Source organism: Coriobacteriaceae bacterium, assembly GCA_025992855.1.
Classification (GTDB): domain Bacteria; phylum Actinomycetota; class Coriobacteriia; order Coriobacteriales; family Coriobacteriaceae; genus Collinsella.
The window spans coordinates 330,320-345,960 of sequence record DAJPGB010000001.1 but is presented as its reverse complement, the minus strand read 5'-3'; the positions used below and the strand labels follow the sequence as shown (position 1 = coordinate 345,960).

General features: G+C 59.1%; 13 protein-coding genes. 9 read left to right on the top strand and 4 right to left on the bottom strand.

Going from position 1 to position 15,641, the window contains the following annotated elements:
- Window positions 1-96 precede the first annotated feature (96 nt).
- A complete protein-coding gene (locus OIL88_01465; protein ID HJI71053.1) occupies window positions 97-1,107 on the bottom strand; it encodes a LacI family DNA-binding transcriptional regulator in 1,011 nt (336 codons plus the stop codon).
- Between the two features lie 411 nt (window positions 1,108-1,518).
- On the opposite strand from OIL88_01465, the gene OIL88_01460 reads away from it, so the two are divergent.
- From OIL88_01460 to OIL88_01435, 6 genes are all read left to right on the top strand, one after another.
- On the top strand, window positions 1,519-2,991 hold the full coding sequence (locus OIL88_01460; protein ID HJI71052.1) for a fructose-specific PTS transporter subunit EIIC: 1,473 nt from the start codon (window positions 1,519-1,521) through the stop codon (window positions 2,989-2,991).
- Window positions 2,992-3,135: 144 nt separating this feature from the next.
- A complete protein-coding gene (locus OIL88_01455) occupies window positions 3,136-4,410 on the top strand; it encodes a class II D-tagatose-bisphosphate aldolase, non-catalytic subunit (protein HJI71051.1) in 1,275 nt (424 codons plus the stop codon).
- Window positions 4,411-4,535: 125 nt separating this feature from the next.
- Complete coding sequence (gene fsa, locus OIL88_01450; protein ID HJI71050.1) at window positions 4,536-5,219, top strand: fructose-6-phosphate aldolase; 684 nt, start codon at window positions 4,536-4,538, stop codon at window positions 5,217-5,219.
- Window positions 5,220-5,282: 63 nt separating this feature from the next.
- Entirely contained in the window at window positions 5,283-6,113 is an 831-nt protein-coding gene (locus OIL88_01445; GenBank protein HJI71049.1) for a transketolase, read from the top strand.
- On the top strand, window positions 6,113-7,051 hold the full coding sequence (locus OIL88_01440) for a transketolase family protein (protein HJI71048.1): 939 nt from the start codon (window positions 6,113-6,115) through the stop codon (window positions 7,049-7,051). Before OIL88_01445 ends, OIL88_01440 begins: the two co-directional genes overlap by 1 nt.
- Window positions 7,052-7,062: 11 nt before the next feature.
- Complete coding sequence (locus OIL88_01435; protein HJI71047.1) at window positions 7,063-7,515, top strand: PTS sugar transporter subunit IIA; 453 nt, start codon at window positions 7,063-7,065, stop codon at window positions 7,513-7,515.
- A gap of 782 nt (window positions 7,516-8,297) precedes the next feature.
- Here the strand turns inward: OIL88_01435 and OIL88_01430 are convergent.
- Entirely contained in the window at window positions 8,298-9,176 is an 879-nt protein-coding gene (locus tag OIL88_01430; protein HJI71046.1) for an ATP-dependent sacrificial sulfur transferase LarE, read from the bottom strand.
- 173 nt (window positions 9,177-9,349) lie between these two features.
- Here OIL88_01430 and OIL88_01425 point away from each other — a divergent pair, with 173 nt between their 5' ends.
- On the top strand, window positions 9,350-10,000 hold the full coding sequence (locus OIL88_01425) for an HAD family phosphatase (protein HJI71045.1): 651 nt from the start codon (window positions 9,350-9,352) through the stop codon (window positions 9,998-10,000).
- Window positions 10,001-10,113: 113 nt separating this feature from the next.
- On the opposite strand, the gene OIL88_01420 is transcribed toward OIL88_01425, so the two are convergent.
- Window positions 10,114-11,223, bottom strand: a complete 1,110-nt coding sequence (locus OIL88_01420; GenBank protein ID HJI71044.1) for a LacI family transcriptional regulator — start codon at window positions 11,221-11,223, stop codon at window positions 10,114-10,116.
- 312 nt (window positions 11,224-11,535) lie between these two features.
- Between OIL88_01420 and glmS the strand changes: the two genes are divergently transcribed.
- Window positions 11,536-13,383, top strand: coding sequence for a glutamine--fructose-6-phosphate transaminase (isomerizing) (gene glmS, locus OIL88_01415; protein HJI71043.1), 1,848 nt, complete (start codon window positions 11,536-11,538; stop codon window positions 13,381-13,383).
- Window positions 13,384-13,496: 113 nt separating this feature from the next.
- Here glmS and OIL88_01410 read toward each other — a convergent pair whose 3' ends face one another.
- Window positions 13,497-14,198, bottom strand: a complete 702-nt coding sequence (locus tag OIL88_01410; GenBank protein HJI71042.1) for a GntR family transcriptional regulator — start codon at window positions 14,196-14,198, stop codon at window positions 13,497-13,499.
- 193 nt (window positions 14,199-14,391) lie between these two features.
- Between OIL88_01410 and OIL88_01405 the strand changes: the two genes are divergently transcribed.
- The gene (locus OIL88_01405) at window positions 14,392-15,426 is read left to right on the top strand and encodes a YeiH family protein (protein ID HJI71041.1); all 1,035 of its coding nucleotides are present in this window, start codon (window positions 14,392-14,394) and stop codon (window positions 15,424-15,426) included.
- Window positions 15,427-15,641 lie beyond the last annotated feature (215 nt).

Genomic DNA, 15,641 nt, shown 5'->3' with positions numbered 1-15,641 from the left:
GAATAGTTCCTGTTTGGCCGCAGAAAGCCGTTAAACAGGAACTATTTCACCGCAACTTATTGGGGTGTTGGGATGCTGGTGGGTTTGTTCTGTGGGCTAGATCGAGGTGGAGTCGAGCCAGTTGAGCTTGCACTCAAGAATGCGCTGCTCGCCGGGCGTGCTGCTGCCGTCGAGCAGCGCGAGGAGCATTTCGGCTGCCTCTCTGCCTTCCTGGTCGACGGGTTCTATGATCGTGGAGACGGTCGGGGTGGTGAGGTTGGTCCAGTCTTCGCAGTTGAGTCCCAAAAGACCGATTTGCTGTGGAAGCAGATGGGCCATGGGCTGAAGTGCTTTGTAGACACGGGGGAGTGCCCACTGATTTTGTACGAAAATAAGTGTGCGCTTGGCGGGATTAAGCTTGTACTTAAAGTACGCGGTGAGTTCATGGACCGACGGTTTGCTGTGGTCGATGGGAATGGCTCTGTAGATTTGTCCGCTGGCAGCCAACGCCTCGGCATATCCCTGAAAACGCTCCATACGGGTGCGCATTTCGGTCATGTTGGCGGCGATGGAGAAAAAGTCCTCGTAGCCGGCATCGAGAAGCGCCTGCGTGGCATTGTACACGCCGTCATAGAGGTTAGTCTTGATCCAGCTGGTACCCGGGCTGTAGATGGCCGCGTCAAAAAAGACAACAGGCTTACCGGCACGCTCGATGCGGTCGTGGACGGCCTTGAAGTTGGCCGTGGGCTGGATGATAAAGCCATCAACGCCGAGCGAGAGCATTTTGTCGACATACATGAGCTCGGTCTCGGGGTTGAAATTGCTGGTGCAGACGACCGTCTGGTAACCCGCGGGGAGCATGACCTGTTCCATGCCGTTGAGGACGAGCCCCGCCCATTTGTTGGTGTTATCCAAGATGATGATGGCTATGACGTGGGTGTGCTTGCCGGTGAGTGTTTGCGCCTGGGCGTTGGGGATATATCCCAGCTCTTTTATAACGTGCGCGATCTTTGCCTGTGTTTTGTCGCTGAGCTTGTCTCGTTTGTCGTTGAGGTAATACGAGACGCTGGCTGTTGAAGTCCCCGCCTCGCGGGCGACGTCTGCAATCGTAACGCGCTGTTTGGCCACAGCGGCTCCTTTCGACAAATTGCGTTTCTTGGCACGGTGGTTCGCATTCGGGTTGCAGGAACGCGATTCTGTCCGTCCTTTCGCCCTTCCATGAGTATGCAGCAATACCGTATTCGTGGGCTCCGAAATTTGTGGCGGGCATGCAGGACTGCCGTCTACCGAGAAAATCAAATACTTCTTGACTTTTAAGAAAAGGGTCAAAAACGCAGGATTCATTTTAGGTTAAGCGTATAACTAAATTGCATAACTAGCGCTCTGACCTGCGCGTTTACCGAAATGAACTCGATTTATCGATGTTGGAAATCTATATTGGTCTTGTCGAAAAGACAGCAAGTCCAAACGGCAGGGGATGCTCCGGAGGCCTCCGCAAACGGTATCTTGCGCACGCAACTCTATGAAAAGAGGGAAGCAATGAAGATCGTAGGCGTTGCCGCCTGTACCGTGGGTATCGCCCACACGTATATGGCACAGAAGGCGATTCAGGATGAATGCGCCGCTCGTGGCATCGAGTGCAAAGTCGAGGCTCAGGGTGGTCTGGGTATCGAGAACGAGCTGACACAGGAAGACGTTGATTCCGCCGACCTGGTACTCGAGTCCGTCGACGTGGGTGTCGAGAATGAGGACCGTTTTGAGCAGAAGATGGCCGAGGGCAAGTTCCTGAAGGTCGGTACCTCGGATGTAATCGCCGATCCGGCAAAGATCATCGACCAGGCTATTGAGATCATCAAGGCGACGGGCGGCGCCGTTGACGCGCCCAAGGCCGAGGCCAAGGCAGAGAAGAAGGCCGTCTCCGCTGCCCCGCAGGCCCCGACACCGGCGTCCAAGCAGTCCATCTTTGCCGATCCTGGCAAGACACTGCTCAATGCATTCAATACCGGCGTTTCCTATTTTATCCCCATTGTCGTTATCGGCGGCGTGTTCCTTGCCTTCTCGCTGGCATCCGGCACCGCCGGCGCCAATGGTATGGAGGTCACGAACCCGCTGATGGTGAGCCTTAACACCATCGGTATGGCCGGCATCTCCATGATGATCCCGGTGCTTGCGGCATATATCTCCTACTCGATGGCCGGCAAGCCCGCGCTCGCCCCCGGTTTTGTCTTGGGCTATCTGGTCAACAACGCGGTCGTTACCCCTAGCGGCAACAGCGTTTCGACTGGTTTCCTGGGCGCCATGATCATGGCGGTCATCTGCGGCTACTTTGTCCGCTGGATGAAGACCTGGAAGGTCAACAACACCATCCAGACCATCATGCCCATCCTGATTATCCCGATTCTGACCTCGCTTGTCCTGGGCATGGCCTATATCTACATCCTGGCCACGCCGCTTGGCTTTGTGATGGACTGGCTCACCGGCGTGCTCGGCAGCCTGCAGGGCGGTTCCGCCGTTGTCCTGGGTCTGGTCATTGGCGTTATGACCGCCTTCGATATGGGTGGCCCCATCAACAAGACCGCTTCGACCTTTACTATGGCCATCATGGCCTCCGGCATCTACGGTCCTAATGGTATGTTCCGCGTCGCCGTCGCCGTTCCTCCGATTGCCTGTGGCCTCGCTGCGCTCATCGCCAAGAACAAGTTCGATGACGCCGATCGCCAGATGGGTATCTCCGCACTGTTCATGGGCTGCATCGGTATTACCGAGGGCGCTATCCCCTTCGCGGTCAAGGACCTCGGTCACACCCTTCCCGGCATTTGCATCGGCTCTGCCGTGGGTGCGGCGCTTGCCGCCTTCCAGGGTATCGACTGCTACGTCCCGCACGGTGGCTTTATCGTCGCCCTTGCCACCAACAACGTCGCGCTGTTCTGCCTGGACATCGTGATTGGTGCCGTGGTTGCCGCTGCAATCCTGATTGCCATGAAGCCCACGCTCGATAAGCAGGCCAAGTAAACCTTTAAGGACTCCGGTTGTGCGGAGGGATGGATTTGACTCCGCACAACCGCCCCTACACAACAAAATCCATCCGTACCGATAGGGCCCACATCTGGGTCCCAGGGAACTTTTGTCAAAAATCCTCTGGAGAAGGAGAACAAAATGTCCAACCTCACCATCCGCCAGGCCGTTCAGGGCATGCTCAAGCTGCAGGATAGCGGCGATCACGCAACCATGGTCGGCATTGGCCCCATGAGCCCCAACCTGATTCAGGCCGTGTTCGAGCTTGCCAAGGACGAGGATTTCCCGCCCATGTTTATCGCTAGCCGCAACCAGGTCGATATGGACGAGATGGGCGCCGGCTACGTCAACGGTTGGGACCAGACGCGCTTTGCCGCCGACATCAAGAAGGTCGCCGACGAGGTGGGTTACACCGGTCCGTACTACCTGTGCCGCGATCACGGCGGTCCGTGGCAGCGCGACGAGGAGCGTAACGCCCACCTGCCCGAGGACGAGGCCATGGAGCTCGCCCGCAAGTCCTTCGTCGCCGACATGGAGGCAGGCTTTGACCTGCTGATGGTCGACCCCACCAAGGACCCCTATCAGATCGGCAAGGTTATTCCGCTCGACGTGGTGCTTCGCCGCACGATCGATCTTATCGACTACCTTGAGCAGTACCGTCGCGAGCATAACCTGCCCGAGGTTGCCTATGAGGTCGGTACCGAGGAGACCAATGGCGGCTTGACCTCTACCGATAAGTACGAGGAGTTCATTTCTCAGCTGCAGCCCGAGCTCGAGAAGCGCGGCTGCCCCATGCCCACCTTTATCGTCGGCCAGACCGGTACGCTCACCCGTTGGACCGAGCAGGTCGGTCATTACAACTTCAAGAATGCCCGCGAGCTCGCCGACATGGCTAAGCGCTACGGCGTGGGCCTGAAGGAGCACAACGCCGACTATCTGGATGACGCGACGCTGCTCGAGCACATCCCGGCTCACGTGACGGCCTCCAATGTCGCCCCTCAGTACGGCACCGAGGAGACCCGCGCTTACCTCAAGCTCTGCGCTACCGAGCAGATTCTGGTCGACAATGGCCTGTGCGATGATCCCTCCGACCTGTATCACACGCTGCTGGTCAAGGCCATCAAGACCGAGCGCTGGCGCAAGTGGATGACTGGCGACGACGTCAACCTGCAGGTCGATGACATCCTTGCCGACGATGAGCTCAGTCTGAAGATCCTGGATGTCTCCGGCCACTACGCGTTCAACGATCCCGAGGTCAAGGAGCAGGTCGAGAAGCTCTACCGCAACCTCGCCGCTCAGGATATCGACGGCAAGCGCTTTGTGATCGAGCACATCAAGCGCCCGATCAAGCAGTACGTCGTCGGTCTTAACCTCAAGGGCGTCACGAGCCGCATCGAGAAGGCTCTCGAGGACTAGGTAGCTTTCCCTACACGACGCCGGGCCTGGGGCATGTCCCAGCTGCAGGCCCGGCACATAGGACAAAGGGACATCCCCTTTGTCCTATTTTTTGAGTTTTGGATTCCTTCGAAGGAGTTTGCACCATGAAGTTCTTTATCGATACCGCCAACCTTGACGAGATCGCCGAGGCTAAGAGCTGGGGCTGCCTTGCCGGCGTCACCACCAACCCGTCCCTGTATGCCAAGACCGGCGGTAAGCTCGCCGACTTTGAGCCCCATATGCTCAAGATTGCCGAGCTCTGCGAGGGTCTGCCCGTGTCTGCCGAGTCTACCGCCACCACGGCCGAGGGCATGATCGAGGAGGGGAAGCGCCTTGCCGCCCTCGCCCCCAACATTGTGGTCAAGCTCCCCGTCTGCGAGGCCGGCCTCGCCGCCTGCCGCGCCCTGGCCGACGCAGGCGTGCGCGTCAACATGACGCTTGTTTTCTCGCCGACCCAGGCCTTGATGGCCGCCAACGCCGGCGCTCGCTACATCAGCCCGTTTGTGGGACGCTTCGATGACATCGCCGAGGACGGTATCTCGCAGCTCGACAACGTTGTGACCTGCATCAAGAACTATGACTGGACTGGCAAAAACGTCGATGACACCGTCGAGATTATTACCGCATCCGTTCGCACGCCTAACCACGTGACCCAGGCGGCGCTGCTCGGCGCTGATATTGCGACCGTCCCCATGGCTGCTCTTAAGAAATGCCTACATCACCCGCTGACCGACCAGGGCCTTGCCTCGTTCGAGGCTGACTGGCAGAAGGTCGTCGCTCAGGCTTAACGAGTGGATTGCCCCGGCATCGCGTCATCCGGTGCCGGGGTTGTTCTCAAGAGAGGAATTCGTATGACCAACCAGGAGCTGGCGAAGGTCGCCAATGAGGTCAGGAAGGGTGTCGTGACTGCGGTTCACGCGGCCAAGTCGGGACATCCGGGTGGATCGCTCGGTGCTGCCGACATCATGACGTATCTGTACTTTGAGGAAATGAATATCGATCCTGCCGACCCTCACAAGGCCGATCGCGATCGCTTTGTGCTCTCCAAGGGTCACGCGGCGCCGGGCCTGTATTCGGTGTTGGCAAATCGCGGCTATTTTCCCGTCGAAGAGCTCGAGACGCTCCGCCATATTGGCAGCCGACTGCAGGGCCATCCCAACATGAATGACACCCCGGGCATCGATATGTCCACCGGATCGCTCGGTCAGGGCATCTCTGCTGCAGTTGGAATGGCGCTTGCCGCTAAGCACTGGGGCGACGGCTACCGTGTCTACACGTTGCTGGGCGACGGTGAGTGCGAGGAGGGCCAGGTGTGGGAGGCGGCCATGTTTGCCGGCAACCATGCGCTCGACAATCTTGTTGCCGTCGTCGACCACAACGGCTTGCAGATTGACGGCACGATCGATGAGGTCAACTCGGCCATGCCGCTCGCTGACAAGTTCCGCGCCTTTAAGTGGCATGTGATCGAGCTCGCCGACGGTAACGACATGGCGCAGATTGCCGCCGCCTTTGCCGAGGCCCGCAAAGTGAGCGACTCGCCCGTGGCCATTATCGCCGAGACGGTGAAGGGCAAGGGCGTCTCCTTTATGGAAAACCAGGTGGGCTGGCACGGCAAGGCACCCAACGATGAACAGTTTGAGCAGGCCATGGCCGAGCTCGCAGCAGCAGGGGAGGAGCTCTAATGGCAGACGTCAAGAAAGTCGCCACGCGCGTTAGCTATGGCGAGGCACTTGTCGAGCTGGGCAATGAGCGCGATGACTTTGTGGTTCTCGATGCCGACCTGGCCGCCGCCACGCAGACCGGTAAGTTTAAGGCTGCGCACCCTGAGCGCTTCTACGACGCCGGCATTGCCGAGAGCAACCTGATGGGTCTTGCCGCCGGCATCGCGACCACGGGCCGCGTTGCTTTTGCGAGCACCTTTGCGATGTTTGCCGCCGGTCGCGCCTACGAGCAGGTCCGCAATTCCATCGGCTACCCGCACCTCAACGTCAAGATTGGCGCTACTCATGCCGGCATTTCGGTGGGCGAGGACGGCGCCACGCACCAGTGCTGCGAGGATATCGCACTCATGCGCACGATTCCGGGTATGACGGTGGTCGTTCCCGCCGACGACGTCGAGGCTCGTGCCTGTGTGCGCGCCGCCTATGAGTTTGAGGGCCCGGTTTACATGCGCTTCGGCCGCCTGGCAACACCGGTCATCAACGACTGCGAGGACTATGAGTTCAAGATTGGTCGCGGCGTGGTCGTGCGCGAGGGGTCCGATGTGACCATCATCGCTTGTGGCCTTATGGTCGCCGAGGCGCTTGAGGCTGCCGAGGCGCTCGCTGCCGATGGCATCGATGCCGAGGTCATCAACATGCATACGATCAAGCCGCTCGACGAACGCCTGGTTGTAGCCAGCGCCAAGAAGACCGGTCGCGTGGTCACTGCCGAGGAGCATTCGATTATCGGCGGTCTTGGCGAGGCCGTTGCCTCGGTGCTAGCGGAGCAGTATCCGGTGCCGATGCGTCGCGTCGGCGTGCGCGATGTGTATGGCGAGTCCGGCCCTGCGGTCGATTTGCTGCACAAGTACGGTTTGGACGCCGACGGCATCGAAGCTGCGGTCAGGTCTGTGTTGTAAGGAAGGTTTCCATGGGATTTGTATCTGCCAACCAAGTGACGATAGGGTATACCGCCGCCTCGCGCGAGGATGCCCTGCATTATTTGTCCGATCAGGCCGTCGAGCTCGGCTTTGCTGACGACGCATCTGCCGTAGAGACTGCCTTCATGGCTCGCGAGAACGAGGCCGAGACTGGCCTTGTCGCCGGTTTTGCCGTTCCACATGCCAAAAGCGATGCTATCCACACGCCGGGCGTTGCCGTGCTTAAGCTGGTCGAGCCCGTTGAATGGCCGAGCTTCGATGGTGTGCCCGTCGATGTTGCGCTCGCGCTGTACGTGCCTGCCGGCGAGGCAGGAACCACGCACCTGCGCTTGCTCTCCAAGGCTGCCGTGATGCTGATGGACGCCGGCTTCCGTGACAAGGTGCGCGCGAGCACCGATCCCGTTGAGATTGCGGAGCTCATCAATAGCGGACTCGAAGACTAGAACGGTCATCCCGTTCAATCAATTGATCCTTCTCCAAGGAAAAGGGCCGCGACGCCGTATGGGTGTCACGGCCCTATTTGCGTTTCCCCAGATAAAACCTGCCAAAATAAACCTGTCCCTTTTTGGCAGGTTAATCGGGGACTATTTCACCGCAACTTAGGGCACGGTTAGGAAGTGTGCACCTTAAAGAGTGGAGCCCATGATTAGAGAGGTCGCGCTCATCTCGCTAAATGTCTCTCTAAAGAGAAGGTTGGTTAGAGAGATAGCATTAGGCAATCTAGCAGCGAATTCGATACATCTCTCTTAATGTCTCTCTAAAACAAGGCGCTCATCTCTCTAAAGTTAGAGAGATGAGCGCCTTGTTTTAGAGAGACGGAATGCCAAAATTCGTCCGTCAGCTACCATCTGCCAAAAATGACGGATAAAGGGCTCATCGAAGTAATGGGTTCATCGACGAGCCGCAACCGCCGCTATCGGAAGAAGTAGATGCAGCCGAATTGCCCCTCTATCGTCTCTCGAAGTTTGATGGGTGCTAGGGGAGCGACTGCCTCGCGATATTTCCCCAGATAAAACCTGCCAAAATAAACCTGTTCCTTTTTGGCAGGTCAGTTAACGCAGTGCAGGTTGAGCATATGCGAGCGAGCGGGCTCCGGGTGCGGTAAGGTGACGTGAAACAAGCGGGCGCTGACCTTTTGGTCGCGCCCGTGAAGTTGAGCGTCAGATTGCCGTGCCCGGGGCCTGCGCAGCGCCGAGCGGTTACGCCGTTTGTAAAACGGCGTAACTTAAAGATTCATGTTGCCGTGAATGTAGGGGGTGACCTCGGGGGAGATATGGTCGCAGCCCAGTTCGCGCAGCGCGGACTTGATAACGGCGGGCAGCGGGGTCTTGCCCTTGTCGTCGACGGCGGCACCGCCGAGGGTGGCAATCTTGGCGACATCTGCGGGTGCGGCCTCGATATGCATGCAGCCGCCGACCAGGCGCGCGCGTACCTGTGCCAGATCAAGATCGTGCAGGTAATCCTCGCAGGCGCGAATCAGGGAGACCTTCTCGCGCGTAAGCTCCTCGCCCGTGGGGACGCGCGTGGCAAGACATGCTCCCGCCGGCAGGTTCCAAACGGGATAACCCCATGCGCGCAGCAGCTCGCGCTCTTCGTCCTTGGTAAAGCCGACCTCCATAAGGGGTGAGCGTACGCCGAGCTCTTCTGCCGCACGCATGCCGGGGCGGTAGTCACCGCGATCGCTTGCATTGCTGCCATCGATGACGGTGGGAAAGCCGAGCGACTTGGCGTGGTTGACGATGGCGGTAAAGCCAGCGTGCTTGCAGTGGTAGCAGCGATTGGCATCGTTGCAGGCTACTTGGGGGAGCTGCAACTGATCGACCGAAAGATTGAGCACGGGGAGCTTAAAATGCGCCCCTTCATTGGCTTGTCCATCAACGGACTGCTCAAACGAAGCCTGCTCGGGCGTGCCGATGAGCGGCGTGGTGAGATGGACGAGGAGGGTATTGGTAGGCATGATGCGGGCGCATACGGCGGCCAAAAAGCTGCTGTCAACGCCGCCGGAAAACCCGATAGCCACGCGCCCGTATGCCAAAAGCAGCTGTTCGAGCGCCGATAGCTTGTCTTGAAGCTCCTCTGCGGGTGCCGTGGTGTCTAAAATCATGAAACGTTCCTTATCGTTGAGTACTCGATCGAAAACTATAATCCTAATGCGTTACTTGCCATAAGACTTCTATCTGTGTAACGAAAGTGCAATATGGTATATACGTTATATACAAGTTGCCAAATGCGGTAGAGTTGCAGCAACGCGACAGCGAGAGTCGATGGGGGACCGATATGATCAAGGCTGTTATTTTTGACATGGATGGAACGCTGGTCGATACCGAGCGTTTGGGGATTAAGGCCTGGAAGGCAGGCGCCGCTGAGCTGGGGCTCGCGATTGATGAAGCGCTGATCCATCAGTTTATCGGCCGCACGCTGCCCGATGTCATGGACATCCTTGATGAGCATTACGGCAGCCACGAAACCACCGAGGCGGTCTATGTCCGCCACAAGGAGATTCGCGACGAGATGGTCAAGACCGAACTGGAACTTAAGGCCGGCGCCGCCGAGTGCCTAGACGAGCTGCTGGCTGCGGGCTATCACGTTGGTCTAGCGACGTCGTCGCGCCTCGTTACGGCCGAGCGCAACCTTAAGATGGTTGGCCTCTTTGACAAGTTTGAAACGGTAACGTGTGGCGAGGACGTCGTGCACGGCAAGCCCGACCCCGAGATGTATCTGCTCGCCTGCGAGCGCGCGGGCTTTGCTCCCGAGGAATGTGCCGTGGTCGAGGATTCGCGCAACGGCTGCGTCTCGGGCATTACGGCCGGCTGCCATGTCTTTGCCGTCCCCGATATCGTGCCGCTGCCGCAGGACGTGGTGGATGGCTGCGAGGCCGTGCTCGATACGCTGTTCGATCTGGCGGCGGCGGTCAAGGCCGTGCGCTAGACAATTGCGGCGTTGAAACGAGCAATTGCTTACGTTTGCGCTCAAACAAAAGGGGTCCGGCAATGGTCGGGCCTCTTTTGCTTGAGCGGCGACTTAGCATACTTGCGGGCGTGCTATAGATACGCGCCGAGGTTGATGGCCGTGGCGTCGGTCTGGCTGCTTGCCCGGGTGCTGGCGCGTTCCAGCAGGAACGGACGTACCAGTTCTTGGCGGTTGATATCCTCGGCGGCGACTGCGGTGACGGTACGCACTGCGGAGCCGACACGGATATGCTTGATCTTTGCCGGGGCCTTGTTCTCGATTTGCTCCATCAGCAGTTGGACACCCTTGCGGCCAATCTCGTAGCCCGGGGGCGCTACCGTAGTGAGTGGGACCGATCCGCTCCAAGCGAGCGGGTTGCCGTCGCATCCGGCCACGCGAACCTGCTCGGGGACGGAGATGCCTTTGTCGACCAATGCCGAGATAACGCCCGAGGCCAGCACGTCGGTCAGGCCGACGACAAAATCGGGACGTTCGTCCGCGGGGCGCTCGGCGATTTGGGCACCGATGCCGTAGCCGTCGGCAGCGGTATTCCATTCGCCGGCGTCGATGACTTCGATCTTGATATCGGGGTGCAGGGCGAGCGCCTTATGAATGCCAAGGACGCGCAGGGTGAGTTGCATAAATGCTGCTCGGCCGACGACGACAATATGGTGCGCGCCGCGGGCGATGGCAAGTTCGGCAATGATGCGACCCTGGGCCTCATTGTCGGCCGCTACGTAGTAGCCGGGCTCGGAGCAATGGATGTCCAGATGGACGATCGGCACGGGCATCTTGGTCATGGCGGGGTGCCAGTCGGGGGATGCCATGGGCTGAACCATGACGCCGGACATCTGGGTGCCCATAAAGTAGCGCAGGTAATGGTCCTCGAGAATATCGTCGTTATCGGCGTTGGCGATGAGCAAGTCGTAGCCGTGCTTGCGGGCCTCGTTGTGGGCGCCGCTGGCGATTTGGAGCGAAAAGCCGTGATCGAGACGGGGGAGCACCAGGCCAAAGGACTTGGTGGCGCCGCCCGCGAGCTGACGAGCGCTTTGGTTGGGCAGGTAGCCAAGGCGACTGATGGTCTCGTTGATGAGCTTGAGGGTCTCGGGGCGCAGCTTTTCGGGATGGTTGAGCGCGTTGGAAACCGTGCCCAACGAAACCCCGGCTTCGCGCGCGACGTCGCTGATTTTAACCTTTGCCATAGCGGCCCCTTTGATGCGTTTCAAGTACAAGCCAGATTGTAGCATCCCAAACCTTCCAAAAAGGGACAGGTTTATTTTGGCAGGTTTTATCTGGGGAAACGCTGTTGCCAGCGCGACCACCACGAAGGGGGCAGGTACCTTTGTGGTGGTTTGGACCGGCTGGACGTGTGTGCATCGAGTGGTATCTAAGTTGAGATACCACTTCTGGTATATCAGCTTGCGTTTGCGTGAGTACAATACTCGAACGTTGTACGTCTCAGCGCCCTTTGTGCGTGGACGTCTTGCAGTCACGCGAACGAAGGGATTTATCTTATGTGCGGAATCGTCGGCTACACCGGCTCTGATATTGCAAAGAACATCCTGGTCACGGGCCTCAAGCGTATGGAGTATCGCGGCTATGACTCCTCGGGCGTCGCGCTCGAGGTGGGCGAGGACGCCGCGGTGCACCTCGACGTCATCCGCCGCGTGGGCAAGGTCGCGGGCTTGGAGAGCGAGCTTTCCAACATCGACAGCGACGCTACCTGCGGTATCGGCCACACCCGTTGGGCCACCCACGGCAAGCCCTCCGTCGTTAACGCTCACCCCCACACCAGCTGCGACGGTCGTATCGCCATCGTCCACAACGGCATCATCGAGAACTTCGCCGAGCTGCGCGAAGAGTTGGAGGGTCGAGGCCACCACTTTAAGAGCGAGACCGATACCGAGGTCTTCGCGCATCTGATCGAAGAGGCCTATGCCGAGACGCACGACCTGATGGCCTCCGTGCGCGAGGCTTGCACCCACGTGGTCGGTGCCTATGGTCTGGCCGCCGTGTGCGCTGACGAGCCCGGCGTGATCGCCGTGGCCCGCAAGGATTCCCCGATCGTAGTCGGTGTGGGCGAAACCGGCTCCTATGTTGCTTCCGATGTCATCGCGCTCATCGACGCCACCCGCGATGTCGTGGTGCTCGAGGACGGTCAGTTTGCCAAGCTCACGCCCGCAGGCGTCGAGTACACCGACGAGGCCGGCAACGTTATCGAGCCCAAGGTCACCCACATCGATTGGGACCTGGACATGGCAGAAAAAGGCGGTTATCCCGACTTTATGCTCAAGGAGATTCACGAGCAGCCGCGCGTCGTGCGCGACACGCTGGTTGGTCGTATGACGCCGGCCGGCGAGCTCGACATCGACGAGCTGGGCCTTTCGCTCGAGGAGCTCAACGACATCGACCGCGTCTACGTGATCGCTTGCGGCACCAGCTATCACGCTGGCCTCATTGCCAAGAATCTCATTGAGGGCTGGGCTCGCATCCCCACCGAGGTGGAGGCGGCCAGCGAGTTCCGTTATCGCAACCCCATCATTACGCCGACGACGCTTGTCGTTGCCGTGTCCCAGTCGGGCGAGACGGCCGATACCCTTGCCGCCATTCGCGACGCGCGCATCAAGGGTGCCAAGGTCTTCGGCATCACCAACGTGGTGGGCAGCCCCGTGGCGCGTGAGAGCGACGGCGTCATCTACACCAAGGCCAACAAGGAGATCGCGGTCGCCTCGACCAAGAGCTTCATCGGCCAGGTTGTGAGCCTGACGCTGCTGGCCCTGCTGCTGGCGCAGGTCAAGTACCGCCTGACCACCAAACAGGCACGCATGCTGTTCCGCGAGCTTTCCGATACTGCCGAGCAGATCCAGTGGATTTTGGACACGCAGACCGATGCCGTGCATGAGGCTGCCCTGCTGTGCAAGGATGCGCAGTCGGCGCTGTTCGTGGGCCGCGGCATGGGTGCCGCTATTTCCTACGAGGGTGCGCTCAAGCTCAAGGAGGTCAGCTACCTGCACGCCGAGGCCTACGCCGCCGGCGAGATGAAGCACGGCCCCATTGCCCTGATCGACCCGGGCTTCCCTGTCATCGCTGTGGCCACCAAGAGTGCCACCTACGACAAGACCGTGTCGAACCTTATGGAGTGCAAGGCGCGCGGTGCCAAGGTCATCGTCGTTGCCACCGAGGGCGACGAGGAGATCAACAAGATCGCCGACTGCATTATCCGCGTGCCAGCAGTCCGCGACGTGTTCAGCCCCATCACGGCGAGCGTTCCTCTGCAGCTGCTCGCACGCGAGGTCGCCATCCTGCGCGGCTGCGACGTCGACCAGCCCCGAAACCTCGCCAAGAGCGTCACGGTCGAGTAGTTGGTTCCGTCGTTCTAACAACTAAGGCCCGGCTCCGCATCAAGACGGAGTCGGGCCTATTTGCGTTTTCCCAGATAAAACCTGCCAAAATAAACCTGTCCCTTTTTGGCAGGTTAGCGGAGCTTGCTGGTCTCGAAGTACTCGGGGAACTGGTCCAGAACCTCGGTCTGGTTGCGGAACATCATATGCAGGTGCTTGCTGACCAAAAAGCTCGCTTCGATGGGGTCGCGACCGGCGATAGCGCGGCGAATCTGCTTGTGTTCGTTCACGATGTCCTGATTGTCGAGAACCTGCGTGGCAGCGCGCAGCCAGCGGAAGCGCTCCAAGTCGGCATTGGTCTCTTCGAGCCACGACCACACGGTGCTGCGACATGCGATGCTAAAAATCATGTGATGCATGAGGTTGTCGCTCAAAAAGAAGCCGATGCGATCCTCTTCGGCCATGGCCTTTTCCTGCAGCGCGATGGCGCGGTCGAGCTGCTCGATGCCGGCCGACGTGGCACGGGCGCAGCACTCCACAATTACCTGTTTTTCCAGGTGCTCGCGAATGTAGCAGGCACTCTCGGCAAGGGTGAGGTTGATGGGTGAGACGTAGGTGCCGCTTTGGGGCACGGTGCGCACCAGGCCTTCCTGCGCCAAGCGAACCAAAGCCTCGCGCACGGGCGTGCGCCCCATATCCAGGTCATCGCAAAGTTGCTTGACGCCCAGCTTTTCGCCCGGCTTGTAGTCCAGGTAGACGATTTTGCGTCGAATGGTGTGGTAGGACTGGTCCTGTAGGCTCGTTTCCTGCTCGCCGACGTGCATCGATTCTTCCATAGCGCCTCGCAACTGTTCTATCAAACTCATATGTCAGTTGTTAATTATGCCGCGAATCAGCTTTCCGCGGTGGGTAATTCGGCTGTTGCCTGAGAACTATTGCGGCATCTTAGTCTGTGTTTGCGCAAGGCTGCGCTCAATGTTGCCGTATCATAAGCCGTCGCAAACGTGAAATAGAAAGAAGGAATCCCATATGCAACTGGCAAACATCGTACGCGAGCGCTGGAAAGGCGTCTTGTTCTGCCTGATCATCGCTATCCCCGCGACGTTGCTCGGCAAACAAATTGAGGTGGTCGGCGGGCCGGTATTTGCCATCCTCTTTGGCATGGTCCTGGCGCTCGTCTTTCCCAAGAATCGTCGCGAACAGCTCGCCGCCGGCATTACCTATACGTCCAAAAAAGTCTTGCAGTACGCGGTTATCCTGCTTGGCTTTGGCATGAACCTCTCCCAGATCCTGTCCAAGGGCGCCCAGTCGCTGCCGATTATCGTGGCGACGATCTCGACCTCGCTTGTCATCGCCTTTGTGCTCTGCCGCGTCATGAACGTGCCGGGTAAGATCGCGACGCTTGTGGGTGTGGGTTCGTCGATTTGCGGCGGTTCTGCCATCGCCGCGACCGCACCCGTCATCGATGCCGACGATCGCGAGATTGCCCAGGCTATTTCGGTCATCTTCCTGTTTAACGTTATCGCGGCGCTCGTGTTTCCGACGCTCGGCGGCATGCTCGGGCTGACCAACGAGGGCTTTGGCCTGTTTGCCGGCACCGCCATCAACGATACCTCGTCCGTAACGGCTGCGGCGAGCGCCTGGGACAGCATGCATCCCGGCGCCAATGTGCTCGAGAGCGCCACGGTGGTCAAGCTCACCAGGACGCTGGCCATCATTCCCATCACGCTGGCGCTTGCTTGCTGGCAGATGCATCTGGCGCGCAAGGCCGGCGGCGACGATAGGAGCACGTTCTCGCTTAAACGCGCGTTTCCCATGTTTGTGCTGTTCTTTGTGCTGGCGAGTGTGATCACCACGGTGTTTCAGCTTCCCGTGTCCATCACGGCGCCCATCAAGGAGCTGTCGAAATTCTTTATTGTGATGGCCATGGCGGCTATTGGTTTTAATACCGATATCGTTGAGCTGGTCAAAAAGGGCGGCAAGCCCATCGCGCTGGGCTTTTGCTGCTGGATTGGCATTGCGTGCATGAGTTTGGGAATGCAGCACGTGCTGGGAATCTGGTAGAGAAGTAGCTTATTTGCGTGCTGCGTGCTGGTGAGCGCATTCTCACGGTGGAGCGATAGGAGCTCTTGCGGGTATGGCTTGTCCGCAGGTTTATAAGTCCCGAAGAGCTCTTATCGCCCCGCCAGGATGGCGATGCGGGGCAACACCTATACTCGCAGGACGGCGCTTTCTGCCCTATAGTGTTTGGTGAGCAATATCGTTCAATTTTGAAACAC